The organism is Nocardia sp. NPDC049737, assembly GCF_040674755.1.
Classification (GTDB): domain Bacteria; phylum Actinomycetota; class Actinomycetes; order Mycobacteriales; family Mycobacteriaceae; genus Nocardia.
Map to the genome: position 1 here is coordinate 1 of NZ_JBFANH010000072.1, position 12238 is coordinate 12238.

Sequence of the window (12238 nt, forward strand, 5' to 3'; positions counted from 1 at the left end):
CCCCGGGCCGGCACCGCGATCGGCATCCAGCTGCCGATCGTTGGCGTCCGCCACGGACAACGGTCACCGGCTTGACTTTTCAGATTCCACAGAATTGCGCGGTTCACGTTGCCTTCGACAGCACCGCTACTCCATTCCAGCGTGAGGCCGTTACGGACAGCATCATAGTCTTCGGCTGTTGGCTACGAACCGATGTATCCTCTTGCTAGACAAGGCATTTACGATGTGCACGGACGACGCGGTCAACCGCTGTAGTGAGGTTGTGAAGCAGATGCCAACGGTCCGCGACCTGGATCGCGGCGGGGGCACCGCGGCTGGCGCCGTCGGCGTAGGGACCGCCGCGGTCCGGCAGACGACCCGGACCTCTGGATGTATCGACAGTGATCGTGCCGTAGATTCGTCCCCGGCGGATGGCGAAATCGTCGAACCGGTGACAGAACCGATTCGGTCTGCTCGGGATGCCGACACTACCGGCTACCGTTTCCGATGCTGCGCGATGTCGGGGCGGTTTGCTCGCGGGGTCAGCGGCCATTCCGCGGTTTACTCAACAACGCGCGGCCGCGTTCTGGGGTGAGGCTGCACGCCAGAACAGGGTCGGCGAGCAGCGCGATCGGGGCGATGTGATCTGGAGTGCGGGGCTGCCATTGCGTCATCGCGGTCTCGAGCGCATGCCACAGTGCCGTTGGGGCGGAGTGGTGTTGCGCGAGCGCGTTTCGCACCGCGGTGTCGAATGCCTGGTTTCCGTAGGTGAGCCGGTAGCCGGGCTGCTGTATCCGCGCTCGGTGCTCGTCGATGGCACGTCCGATCTCGAGTCCGGGGTCGTTTTGTGTGATTTCGAGGATCTGGGCAACTTCGAGTGCGGAGTACTGCGAGTGCTCATTGTCGGCGTGTTGCTGGGCGCGTTCGAGTGCTACGCGGTGCCCGGTACGTGCGCGGTCTGCCAGGTACTGGGCATTTTCGAGCGCGGAGCCATACCAGGGTTCTTTATGTGCGTGTTGCAGGAACATGCACGGCAGGAACTCTTCGGTGAACAGTGAACCGGTGAAGAATCCGTCCGGGACGGGCGCCGGAGGTAGCAGATGTGAAAGAAGCCGGGAGGCCTCGTACGGGGAGGAGTTGGCGAGGAACATCTGGAGCTGGACTCGTAAGACTGTGGCGCGTGGCCGGCCGAAATGTTGGGCTTTTTCCAGGGCCACCATGGCTGTGTCGATGTCTCCGGAAAGTGCCTCGCTCCGAGCCTGTTCCACCGCCAGATCCCAGCTGTCTCGAGTCTTGCCCGCCGGCTGACGTATTTGATGAAAGCCTAGGTATAGCGATTCCATGAGGGCAGTGAACGACGGATATCGCCGCGGAAATTCAGCCCAGGAAAACACGCTGTAGGCGGCCCACTCGCCGTTCTCGTCACGGTCGGCCGGGTCGAGGAACAGGACCCCGGCGTCGGCGTGAAGCGAGATCAGTAGCCCGCGACTGAACGGGTTACCCGGCGCGTCGACCGGAGCCTCGGTGACCAGGTCGGCCCACGACTCCCAGGCCGGTTCGAGGTCACGCAGCCATCCCAGATTGGTGGTGTCACGCATCTTCCGCACGAATTCCCCGGCATGGCGCCATCCATCGGTGGTTAGCAGGAAGCTGCGATACGAGGGCGGCAATCTCAGGCCGAGGCGCTCCTCGGCCGCTGCGACGTCGGCCTCGGCGGCTGGGGCGTAGCCGAGCCAGCGCTGCTGCACCACCTCGGGCTCCAGGTCACCGGGATCACTGGCGGTGATCCGTTCCTCGCTCCACAGCTCCAGCCACGGTCTCCAGTTCATTCCATGAACGCTACGAATAGCCTCCGACAAGTTCGGCATGCGTGCGGGCCGAGATCGTGGTGAGAGGAGCTACTGGTCCTGCTTCGACATGTCCGCACATGCCGCAGGGCGGGCGTTCCGGAACGCGGTATCCGCCAATCAGAAGGGCGTCCACTCCTGTCCGGCCATCGGAGATTCCACGACTGGCGACCTCGCGGTCTTCCACGGCGGCGAACGGCAGCGTGGCAGAGTGGTTGGTGCCTGCTCCGCGCGGAGGCTGTTCGAGGTTGAGGGCAGCGTCGTGGTTCGCGCATACGAGCATGAGCACCCCTACTCATTCACGCCTTGTGCGTAACGACGAGGAGTCAAGTGAACGGCGGCTGTCTCTGTGGCAATATCCGGTTCTCTGCGGCCGGAGACCCCGATTTCCCGCACCTGTGCTCGTGTGAGCACTGCCAGCGGCTTTCGGGTGCCCCGGTCATGTCATGGGTATCTTTTCCCGAGGAAGGATTCGAGTGGACCGGCCCGGGCGGGGAACCGACCTGGTTCGAGACGTTCCCGCAGATATGCCGCGGGTTCTGCCCAGTCTGCGGATCGAGCGTGGCATCCAAAGGTGATGAGGCCGGCTTGGTCGGGGTCACGCTGGTCAGCCTCGACGATCACAGCGGCCTCATTCCTGAGCGGCAAAGCTTCAAGGACAACGCGGTTCCGTGGCTGGTCCCGCTGGGCTGAACCACGAAATCTGCGCATCGACACCCTGCATGGGACAGGTCATTCTCTGACTTGTCCCATGCACGCATCGTCGTTCAGCTTGCGCGGGGCGGTGGTGGTTCCAAGGTGATCATCGTGGGTCCGGCGGGGGCCAGGCGCGCTAATCGTTCTGTCTCCGAACGCTTTTGCCGGAGGAAGGACAATGTGAGATCGATGCCGTCGATCTCACTGAGCCAAGCCTCTCGCTCGGCTCGCTCTCGGCGGCCGAGCAGGTCGTCTTCGATCTCGGCCAGTCGCGAAAGCATCTTCGGGTTGATGTTGAGCATCGGGCACCGGATGCACGCGTGCCCATGCTGGCAGCCAGTGCCATATGGTCGGGCGCAGCCGCCGAGTTCGACCTTGCGCTTATCGAAGTGCTCCTCGAATTCTGCCCACTCTTCGGTTGTCACATCACGGTATTCGTCGGATGGGCGCATCTGACGCCGCTTGGCGTGCCCGATAGTGCTGAATAACGTCTTCGTCGAATACTGCGACGTAGCCGCGGAAGGTCTCCAACTCCAAATGACCAAGTAGCGCCGCGCCGATATAGATCGGGAGCCCGCTGTTAGCGAGTTCGGTCGCGAACAATCTTCGGTAGTCATGTGGCCGTGAAGGGGAGGTTCTTGAATGCCGGGTGGACCGACGAGAGCTCAGTGTATGTGTTGATGAGCCATCTCAGAACTCCGCCGCGGCTCAGGACGAGACGGTGAGCGCCACTTGGCGCGCCGCCCGGGGTCGGCGACGACCTCTCCGGGCTGCCCGCACTGCTCGACGAATTCCTCCGAAGCCGAGACCTCCCCGTCGCCTAATTCGCGGCCTGCCACATTGTGTAGTTTCCACATTCCGCGGTGATCTCGGCCGTTTCCTGCGCCGCGGCGAAGAAGTCGTCGACCAGTCGCGAGGTGCGCGATTCCGCCACCGCGAGGCACACCTGTTCAGGCGCCAGTTCCGGGATCGGCACATAGCTGATGTCGGGACGTGAGTAGAACACGGTCTCCGACCGCCCGACGAACGAGATGCCCCGGCCTGCCGCGACGTGCTCGAGCTTCTCCTCCACCCCGCGCGCCCTGAGTCCGGAGCCGGGGTGCGGGCGCCTGGTGGGCTGCGTACTCGGGTCGGCATCCCAGATCACCGGCTCACCGTCCAGGTCGGCCTCGGCGAGTTCCTCCTTGCCGGCCAACCGGTGGTCGGCGGGCAGCGCCACCATGAGTGGCTCGGTGTAGAGCGGGGTCAGGTGTAGCCCGGTCTCGTCGACCGGCAGCCGCACGTAGCCGACGTCGACACGGCCATCCAGCAGCATCAGAGCCTGGTCGTCCCATTCCATCCGCTGCACGTCCACGACCACGTCCGGGTTCTGGGCCTCGAACGCCCGCGCCGCCGGGATGACCGGGATGCCGGTCCGGAAGCCGACGACCAACCGCTGGCTCCCGCGGCCGGCCACGGACACCCGGCGCCGGACCGCGCGCACTGAGGCGAGCAGCGGGCCGGCGTCGTCCAGCAGCTGTCGGCCCGCGTCGGTCAGCTCCACACCATGAGTGTCCCTGGTGAACAGCGCGGCACCGAGATCCTTTTCCAGAGCGCGGATTTGGCGACTGAGTACCGGTTGCGCGATGTGCAGCTCCTCGGCGGCGCGGCCGAAATGCAGCCGGTCGGCGACAGCGACGAAGTAGCGCAGCTTGCGCAGGTCCAGATCCATGGAACCTCCCGGTCCGGCAATGCCCCCAAGGTATCACCACAGCTGAAAGAGGTCTTGGACACGCACTCTGACCGGTGACATCGTCAAAGGGGCGCAAGCGAATTCGGTCGAAGAATTCCGGATCGGATTTCTACAAGGACGAGGCGAGAACGCCGTCCTGTCCAGCTTTCAGAAAGCAGGCACATCATGAGCAGCGTCAGTTTCATCGGCCTGGGCGGAATGGCCGACGCCATAGCGGCTCGCGCGGTCGCGGGCGGCAACTCCGTCGAGCTCGTCGGCCGCGACACGGGCAAGGCCAAGGGTCTGGCTGCCGAGCTCGGCGGCGGAGCCACGGTGGGGACGTTCGGCGCCGTCCCTGCCGGCGACATCGTCGTCCTCGCCGTGCCATACACCAGCGCCGTCGCGGTCGTCACCAAGTACGGGGATGCGCTGGCCGGCAAGGTCATCATCGACATCTCCAACACCTTCGACGCCGACGCCACCGGGCTCGTCACGCCTGACGGCACGTCCGGAGCGCAGGAGATCGCCAAGGCCGCCCCGGCGAGCGCGCACGTCGTGAAGGCGTTCAACACCGTCTTCGGCCACGTCCTGGCCCAGGACCGTCGGCTGGACGTGCTCTTCGCCGGAGACGACGCGCGGGCCAAGGTCGGCGTGGCGACGTTCATCGAGAGCCTCGGGCTGCGTCCGCTCGACGTCGGCGGCCTGGAGATGGCCCGCTGGCTGGAAGGTGTCGGGCCGCTGCTGATGGGCCTGGCCCGCCACGGCGCGGGGACCTTCGACATCGCCCTCGGCGTCGACGTTCTCGATTGAGCTCACCCACATCACCTACCCACACAAGGACACAGCGTGCGCGTTTTCGTCGCTGGTGGGACCGGCCATTCCGGTTCGTACATCATTCCCGAGCTCGTCGCCGCCGGGCACGAGGTCACTGCCCTGGCTCGGTCGGACACCGCCGCGGCGGCAGTGTCCACGCTCGGCGCGAAGGTACATCTCGGCGACCTTCAGGACCTCGACGGGCTGAAGGAGGCGGCCGCGGACTCCGACGGCGTCATCCACGTCGCGCACAGGCAGGACCTGCTTCCCTCCGGCGGGATCGACGCCGTGGCCGCCGCGGAGCTCCCGATCATGCTCGCGTACGGCGAGGCATTGGCGGGCACCGGGAAGCCGCTGGTCGCAGCGGGGAGCATCGGCTCGCCGGGGAACTTGGGCCGGCCGGCCACCGAGGACGACCCGGCCCTTCCTGTCGGCGACGAGCACAGGGGCACCCTGCGGGCCCGTAACGTCGTGGAGACCGCCGTGGTCGGCCTCGCCGAGCGGGGAGTGCGGGCATCGATCGTGCGGCTTGCCAACATCGCACACAGCACCACCGATCATTCCGGCTTCCTCGCGCAGCTGATCGCGCTCGCGAAGGAGAAGGGCTTCGCCGGCTACCCCGGAGACGGCGCGAACCTGTGGAACGCCGTGCACGTCCGCGACGGCGCCACCGTGTTCCGGCTGGCGCTGGAGAAGGGTCCGGCCGGCAGGTACTGGCACGCGGTCGGGGACGGGGCCATCCCGCTCCGCGAGATCGCCGAGGCCATTGGCAGCCGTCTGGGCCTGCCCGTCGTGAGCGTTCCCATGGACGAGCTGATGGTGCCGGGGTACTTCGGGTTCCTCGCGAACATCGTCACACAGAGCTACCCGGCCTCCAACCTCGTCACTCGCCGAACCCTCGGCTGGGAACCCGTGCAGCCCAGCCTGCTCGCCGATCTGGACAACGGCCACTACTTCTCCGCCAACTGACGGCACGGACCCCGATCGCGGCGGGTCCGGCAAACGACAAGGCTTCGCTCTTCTGAGCGTCCTCAACATCCGGCTGTTCCGGGTATTCATAAATTCAAGGGAGTGATCGTGGGAAAGCTCGATGGCAAGGTAGCGGTGATCACCGGCGGATCAACCGGCATGGCGCTGGCCGGCGCCGAGTTGTTCGTAGACGAAGGAGCTCATGTCTTCATCATGGGCCGGCGGCAGGACGCGCTGGACGACGCCGTCGAGCAGATCGGCCGGAACGTGACCGCCGTGCAGGGCGATGCGGCCGACCTGAACGACCTCGACCGTTTGTACGACACGGTCAAGAAGGAAAAGGGCTCCATCGACGTCCTGTGGGCAAGCGCCGGAATGGGCGAGCCGGGCAAGCTCGGCGAGATCACCGAGGAGCAGTTCCATGCCGCCTTCTGGTTGAACGCGCGCGGGACGCTGTTCACGGTGCAGAAGGCGCTGCCGCTGATCAACGACGAGGGCTCGATCTTCATGACCGGGTCGAACGCTTCGCTCGGGGCCTTCCCCGGGTGGAGCCTGTACGCGGGGAGCAAGGCGGTGCAGCAGGCCTGGGCCCGCGTGTGGCTAAACGAGTTGAAGGACAGGCGGATCCGGGTGAACGTACTGACCCCCGGCCAGGTCGCCACTGCGAAGCAGGAGGAACTGTTCGACGAGGAGACCAAGGCGGCGTTCGAGTCGCTGATCCCGCGGCGAAAGATGGGCCGCCCCGAAGAGATCGCGGCGATCGCGCTGTTCCTCGCCTCGGACGACTCGAGCTATGTGAATGGGCTGGAGCTGGTTGCCGACGGCGGCACCACGGCGATCTGACCGCGAGACAACGGCCGACGCACTGGGCCTGAGAAAGGACACATCATGAGCAGCATCAGCATCATCGGCTCGGGGAACATGGCCGGCGCCATCGGCACCCTGGCAATCAAGGGCGGCAACACCGTCGAGGTGATCGGCCGCGACGCGGCCAAATCCGCGGCCCTGGCCAAAACACTCGGCGGCGGCGCCACAGCCGGAACATTCGGTGCCGCCCCGGCCGGCGACATCGTCATCCTCGCGGTGCTGTTCGACAGCGCCGTGCCGGCCGTCCACGAGTTCGGGGACGCGCTGGCCGGGAAGATCATCGTCGACATCACCAACCCCTTCAACGCCACCGGCACCGGGCTGGCCGTCCCGCACGACACCTCCATCGCGCAAAGGGTGGCCGAGGCCGCGCCCACGAGCGCACATGTCGTGAAGGCGTTCAACACCCTTTTCCTCCACGTCCTGGCCAAAGGCGACCCGGCGGACGTGTTCATGGCCGGCGACGATGCGCAAGCCAAGGCGAGCGTGTCAGCGTTCGTCGAGAGCCTCGGACTGCGCCCACGGGACACCGGCGACCTGAGCATGGCCCACTGGGTAGAGGGAGCGGGCGTGTTGACGATGGGCTTGGCCCGCAACGGCGTCGGGAACTTCGACTTCTCCCTCGGCATCAACAACCTCGGCTGAGCCGCCGCCACATCCGGCACGCGGCCTGCCTCGTCCGGAGAGTTTCTTGTAGCAGTCAGCATGGCAGCGAGGGGGAAAAGGCGCTGAACAGATCGCCGTGACACTCGCCCTCATCGACTTCCTCAGGCTCACAGCTCACAGCTACCGCCAATCAGACACTGATTCACCACCAGGGCAGTGAGCCCCAAGCCTCTTGTCAATGCACGGATTCGAGCGATCAGATAGTTCAGAGAAGCCAGTGAATGTGCGCGTTGCCGTCGTTGGACCCCATCGAGAACAGGTACAGGCGTTCAGGATTCATCGCTTCGGCGACACCTCTGGCCACTGTGTGGACAGCTGATTGCAGTCGCAGATATTTCTGTGGCGTCAGGTCGCGCACGACATCTTCGACGTGTCGGCGCGGCACCACCAACACATATCCGGGCAGCGTCGGATATGTGTTCAGGAAACCCACGTGTTCGCCGTCGTCATAGACGGTCTCATGCTCGAAACCAGGTGTCCCGGCGAGGAACTCGCAGATGAAACACCCTTCGGTGCGCACCCGTGTCTCGTAGCCGGCGATGTCCATCGGGACGCGTCGCCGCCGCATCTCGGCTGCGGTGGCGGTTGGCGCCTGGGGTTTGGTGGCGATCAGATGGAAGAACCGGGCGCCCTCCAGGTACGGGCGGCGGTCGGCCACAGCGTTCTCCAACCGCAGCAGCTTGTCGAAGAACGCGGGGTCGTGCTTGGCTTCGTCGTCGGCGATCAGGTCGCATCGACCTTCGCGTCGGTACGGTTGCCGACCAAGGTCACCAAGGGGCCGGGCTCCCGCGCGGCGGGAATCGCCATGGCCTACAAAGCTGATCGAGTCCGCACAGGCCCGCTGGCGCAAGGTCAACGCCCGCGAACTCGTCGCGCTCGTCCGCAACGGTGCGCTGTTCCACAAGGGCAAACTGCTCGAACGCCCCCGTGACATCACCCCGACATCGATCGGCCCGGCCGACACCGCAACAGAGGTCGCCTGAGACAATTCCTCCGACCTTCGTCACCGTCCGGCTGTGAACCAAGGTCACCAAGGGCGCTGGCTCCCGCGCGGCAGCCTTGGCTATGTGTTCAGGCTGGTCGAGCCCGCCCATACCTGCTGGCAGGCCGTGCACGCGGCCCCGCCTGGTTGCCCTCCTGCGGGCCGGCGCTTGCTTCGAACGCGGTCGGCTCGCCGAACGCCCGAGGCTCACGCAGCCCGAATCACCGCCACTGATCGACTGCTCTGAATTTACCCCTCGCCAAGCCGATGAGTTTGCCTGCTGTCGGGAGTCTTCCTCATCGACGCCACATTATGGAGGACAGAATGAGCAATCCGATTCGGCTGTACATGTCGATGTCGCTCGACGGCTACATCGCCGGCCCGGACGATCGACCGGGCCAGGAACTCGGACGTGCCGGTGGACGCCTTTTCAACTGGCTCGACGACCGGGAATCCGACGGTCCCAGCGGACAGGTCTATCGCGAGGCGCTGGCGACCGGCGCGCTGATCGCCGGCCGTCGGACCTTCGAACTCGCCAAGCGTTGGCACGGCGACCATCACGACGGTGTGCCGATTTTCGTCCTCACCCACCATCTGGATGACGGGGACGTGCCACTCGGCCACGCGCGATTCGTCACCGACGTCGAGGACTGCGCCCGTCAGGCTCGCACGGCCGCCGGGGACCGACCGGTCATGGTCCACGGGGCAGGCGCGGCCCAAGCGCTCCTGCGGGCCGGGCAGATCGACGAGATGGAGATCCACCTGGTTCCGGTCCTCCTCGGGCAGGGTCGACGACTGTTCGACCACCTCGGTGGCGATCACATCGAACTCGAACTCGTCCGACGGCTCGAGGATCGAGACGTCACCCACCTGCGCTACCAGGTGCGCCGGACCGGGGAGCCCGCGTGAAGACGCTGTTCGTCTCCTACCGCGTCACCGACCTGGACCGCTCACTCGATTTCTACACCGCCCTGGGCTACGCCGAGCTGGGCCGGGTCGACCCCGGCGATGGCAGTCACCTCGTGATCCTCGCGTTCCCCGGCGAACCGGCGGCCTCACTGGAACTGGTCCACCGCCCCGCCGGCGGACGCGTCGACGTGGGTAGCGGTTTCGACCACCTCGCGATCCAGGTGGACGCTCTTGCCGCCACCCTGCAGCGGCTGACCGACGCCGGCCTCGAGCCCGGACCTGTTCAGTACCCGGGCGGGCCTCACGGCCCGAAGACGTCGTGGCTCACCGACCCGGATGGCTACCGGATCGAGTTGGTGCAGTGGCCGCCTCGACACCCCGACGGCATCACCGCCGCGGACTTCTCCTGAGCAGTCCGGTGAGCGGAGTGAAGAAGCTCCGCTTTCGGGCGGGCGCGCGGCAAGGCGCCATCCCCATCCACAGATTTTGACAATTACTCCAGCGCAGCCGGCGAGACGGGCGTTCATCCCGGAAGTGAACGGGAAGTACCGGCCACTTGCATCCCCGTGATTGCCGATCGCGCTCGGCAGGCTGAGTGCGTCATGCGCTCGAGCCCGAGTAGGAGGCTAGGTTCGAACGCCGGCGTAACGGGTTTCGGTCGGGTTCGGGGTGTCACGACGCGATCGAGGCCATGTATCAGGTCGTCAAGGCAAATGGTGCGAACGGATACGCGGCGACACCCGTGTCGTGGACATCGATGTGTCTGAGTTATTCACTGCCACAATGCATGTCATCCCAACAGGGGCCACAGCTGGCGGGATCGGGAGCTTTCTGATGTGCTGCTGCCTGATAGCCCGGTGGACTACATTATTTCGGGTGATCCGGGCTATACGTCGATCTTGCCACCTCGGTTAACCCTTTTGTTTGCAAACTATTCATCGATGACAAGAGGTTTCGAAGTCGCAAGGTGAGAATTCTCCATCGTGCTCGTCGATTCGACCGTCGCACCGGACTGGTTTCGGGGATTTGCTGTATTGCGGGCGGCAGTACCGGCTCTGAGGCCGGCGTAGCCGGGTCCTGTTCGGGCGGAGTCTTTCCTGCCTTCGCGATGACCTCTCTGGCCGCGTCCTCGGCGCGGTTGCGATGCCGCATACCCGAAGCACAGAAACACAAGAAGAACACGAACATTGCGATTCCTAGACCGAATTCCGTCCAAAGGAGTGCCCACTGGATGTATCTCCAATCGTGGGCGACTGATTGTCCGAAGGCGGCATAGATACCTACTGCATCGACAATTCCAGTGAATCCCAAGACCAGTAGAGCGGCAAGAGCGTAGTAGAGATTGAGTAAAGAGGCGTGCCAGCGATTCGCATGCCCAGCGTTGTAGAAAAGCTCCGTTGCGTGGAGTCCGATTGCCACTTTGCGAAGATCGACGTCCATATTTCGATGAAACTTGCTGGCCTGCAGAGCCTTATGCGAAGCCGGGAGCGGCTGACTGGACACGTAGTCGTCCAAGCCGGGATAGATCAGCTGCTCCAGGGTGCGGACAGAAGTGGCACGCAGCCCCTGATTGAAGCTGTGGACCGTATAGAAGACTAGGAGGAGTAGCGCGGGCAAGGGTGCGGCGACTATCACCAATGGCGTTGGTACTGGTGACTTTCCGATGAGCGTGGTGACGACCCCGACGTAGGCGAGCATCCCTGTGACTTGCGTGAAGCCGGCGGTCATCAGCGAGGCACCGTCCGAACGCTCCGAGGCGTACCAGCCGAGCAGAATCTTCAGTGCATCTTCGCCCGGCGGAAACGACTTGGATGGCCCTGACGTCATCGTTGTATTCTCGACCGGCTGCGCTCAGTTCGCAGCTATCGCTTCCATGATGGCGATAAACCGCGACGAATGGGCGCGGTGATACTGCCGCCATGGGTGATGGGAGGCAGCCTTCCGTAAGGTAGGCGGCTAACGTCCGATCCCGGGAGCCATGCCAGCACAGAGGTGGACTGGTCGCCGCCCAAGTAGGACCCATCGGGGGCCTCGATCGCGTTTGTGCCACCCAGATGTTGACGTGGTCTGCCGCAGCGGTCGCTGTCGGTGCTGTCGGCAGAGGACTCGTGTTCTGCCAGGCTCGTGTCGGTCGGGGATCGGCCAATCGGACTTGGAAGGGTTATGCCGTGGAAACTGGGGTCTGAGCTGCGTCTCTACGCTCCTGCAGCGAGTTGTCCATCGATCTCTCTTTCCGTGGTACACCTGGCTAGAGCAAGGTCGCCAGATCAATGTCAGTGTCCAGGTTTTGGATGCGGTTGCGCGGACGTTGTCGTTGGATGCTGCGGAGAAGGCGCATTTGTATCGGTTGGCGGATGTGCCGACGGTGCCGACTGCGCACGCGGGAACTGCTCTGCCGGAGGAGCTTCAGGTGATTTTGGATCATTTGGAGCCGTTGCCGGGTGCGGTGTTGAGCCCGCGTTATGACGTGCTTGCGCACAATAAGTCGTATGAGGCGCTGTGTCCGGGTTTCGTCAAGGGCGAGCGTAATGTGGCGCGTCGGGTGTTTCTGACCCCGGAGTGCTGCAACACCTATCACCATAATTGGGATGACTTGCGGCGCATGGTCGGTTACCTGCGGGGTTCGTATGCGAAGAACCTCGGTGATCCGGGTTGGGAGGGTTTCATCTCTGAGTTGTGTGCTGAGAGTGAGACTTTCGCTGCTTTGTGGGCTCGTAATGATGTGGCGGTTCCGGCGAGTCGGACGAAGCAGATCCGTAATTTGGCGGTGGGGGAGTTGGAGATGTTCTTGACGAGCAT

At 64.5% G+C, this 12238-nt stretch carries 13 protein-coding genes and 3 pseudogenes; 9 read left to right on the forward strand and 7 right to left on the reverse strand.

What is annotated here, in order from left to right; translation table 11 throughout:
* Positions 1–256: 256 nt before the first annotated feature.
* Together AB0J47_RS41575 and AB0J47_RS41580 are read right to left on the reverse strand one after the other, a co-directional pair.
* Positions 257–424 (reverse strand): annotated as a pseudogene (locus AB0J47_RS41575) (ISL3 family transposase); the annotation flags it as partial.
* A gap of 97 nt (positions 425–521) precedes the next feature.
* Positions 522–1808, reverse strand: coding sequence for an SMI1/KNR4 family protein (locus AB0J47_RS41580; protein WP_364359999.1), 1287 nt, complete (start codon positions 1806–1808; stop codon positions 522–524).
* Positions 1809–2156: 348 nt separating this feature from the next.
* On the opposite strand from AB0J47_RS41580, the gene AB0J47_RS41585 reads away from it, so the two are divergent.
* Positions 2157–2519 carry a GFA family protein gene (locus tag AB0J47_RS41585; protein WP_364360002.1) on the forward strand — a complete coding sequence of 121 codons (363 nt, stop codon included), beginning with the start codon at positions 2157–2159 and terminating at the stop codon, positions 2517–2519.
* A 74-nt stretch (positions 2520–2593) separates the two neighbouring features.
* Here the strand turns inward: AB0J47_RS41585 and AB0J47_RS41590 are convergent, their stop codons facing one another.
* The 3 genes from AB0J47_RS41590 to AB0J47_RS41600 form a co-directional block, all read right to left on the reverse strand.
* Complete coding sequence (locus tag AB0J47_RS41590; RefSeq protein ID WP_364360005.1) at positions 2594–2947, reverse strand: hypothetical protein; 354 nt, start codon at positions 2945–2947, stop codon at positions 2594–2596.
* Between the two features lies 1 nt (position 2948).
* The gene (locus tag AB0J47_RS41595; RefSeq protein ID WP_364360008.1) at positions 2949–3125 is read right to left on the reverse strand and encodes a hypothetical protein; all 177 of its coding nucleotides are present in this window, start codon (positions 3123–3125) and stop codon (positions 2949–2951) included.
* 217 nt (positions 3126–3342) lie between these two features.
* Entirely contained in the window at positions 3343–4233 is an 891-nt protein-coding gene (locus AB0J47_RS41600; RefSeq protein ID WP_364360011.1) for a LysR substrate-binding domain-containing protein, read from the reverse strand.
* 186 nt (positions 4234–4419) lie between these two features.
* On the opposite strand from AB0J47_RS41600, the gene AB0J47_RS41605 reads away from it, so the two are divergent.
* From AB0J47_RS41605 to AB0J47_RS41620, 4 genes are all read left to right on the forward strand, one after another.
* Positions 4420–5043, forward strand: coding sequence for an NAD(P)-binding domain-containing protein (locus AB0J47_RS41605; RefSeq protein WP_364360014.1), 624 nt, complete (start codon positions 4420–4422; stop codon positions 5041–5043).
* A 36-nt stretch (positions 5044–5079) separates the two neighbouring features.
* On the forward strand, positions 5080–6015 hold the full coding sequence (locus tag AB0J47_RS41610) for an SDR family oxidoreductase (protein WP_364360017.1): 936 nt from the start codon (positions 5080–5082) through the stop codon (positions 6013–6015).
* A 108-nt stretch (positions 6016–6123) separates the two neighbouring features.
* Complete coding sequence (locus AB0J47_RS41615) at positions 6124–6858, forward strand: SDR family oxidoreductase (protein ID WP_364360020.1); 735 nt, start codon at positions 6124–6126, stop codon at positions 6856–6858.
* 45 nt (positions 6859–6903) lie between these two features.
* Positions 6904–7527 (forward strand): NAD(P)-binding domain-containing protein, encoded by a 624-nt coding sequence (locus AB0J47_RS41620; protein ID WP_364360023.1) that lies wholly within the window; start codon positions 6904–6906, stop codon positions 7525–7527.
* Between the two features lie 226 nt (positions 7528–7753).
* Here AB0J47_RS41620 and AB0J47_RS41625 read toward each other — a convergent pair whose 3' ends face one another.
* Positions 7754–8116 carry an HIT family protein gene (locus tag AB0J47_RS41625; RefSeq protein WP_364360035.1) on the reverse strand — a complete coding sequence of 121 codons (363 nt, stop codon included), beginning with the start codon at positions 8114–8116 and terminating at the stop codon, positions 7754–7756.
* Positions 8117–8281: 165 nt separating this feature from the next.
* On the opposite strand from AB0J47_RS41625, the pseudogene AB0J47_RS41630 reads away from it, so the two are divergent.
* From AB0J47_RS41630 to AB0J47_RS41640, 3 genes and pseudogenes are all read left to right on the forward strand, one after another.
* A pseudogene (locus AB0J47_RS41630) lies at positions 8282–8531 on the forward strand (IS256 family transposase); the annotation flags it as partial.
* Between the two features lie 323 nt (positions 8532–8854).
* Positions 8855–9439: a dihydrofolate reductase family protein gene (locus tag AB0J47_RS41635; RefSeq protein ID WP_364360026.1), complete on the forward strand. Its 585-nt coding sequence runs from the start codon at positions 8855–8857 to the stop codon at positions 9437–9439.
* Positions 9436–9849, forward strand: coding sequence for a VOC family protein (locus AB0J47_RS41640; RefSeq protein ID WP_364360029.1), 414 nt, complete (start codon positions 9436–9438; stop codon positions 9847–9849). Before AB0J47_RS41635 ends, AB0J47_RS41640 begins: the two co-directional genes overlap by 4 nt.
* A 457-nt stretch (positions 9850–10306) precedes the next feature.
* Here AB0J47_RS41640 and AB0J47_RS41645 read toward each other — a convergent pair whose 3' ends face one another.
* Positions 10307–11266, reverse strand: a complete 960-nt coding sequence (locus AB0J47_RS41645; protein ID WP_364360032.1) for a hypothetical protein — start codon at positions 11264–11266, stop codon at positions 10307–10309.
* A 460-nt stretch (positions 11267–11726) separates the two neighbouring features.
* On the opposite strand from AB0J47_RS41645, the pseudogene AB0J47_RS41650 reads away from it, so the two are divergent.
* A pseudogene (locus tag AB0J47_RS41650) lies at positions 11727–12238 on the forward strand (transcriptional regulator); the annotation flags it as partial.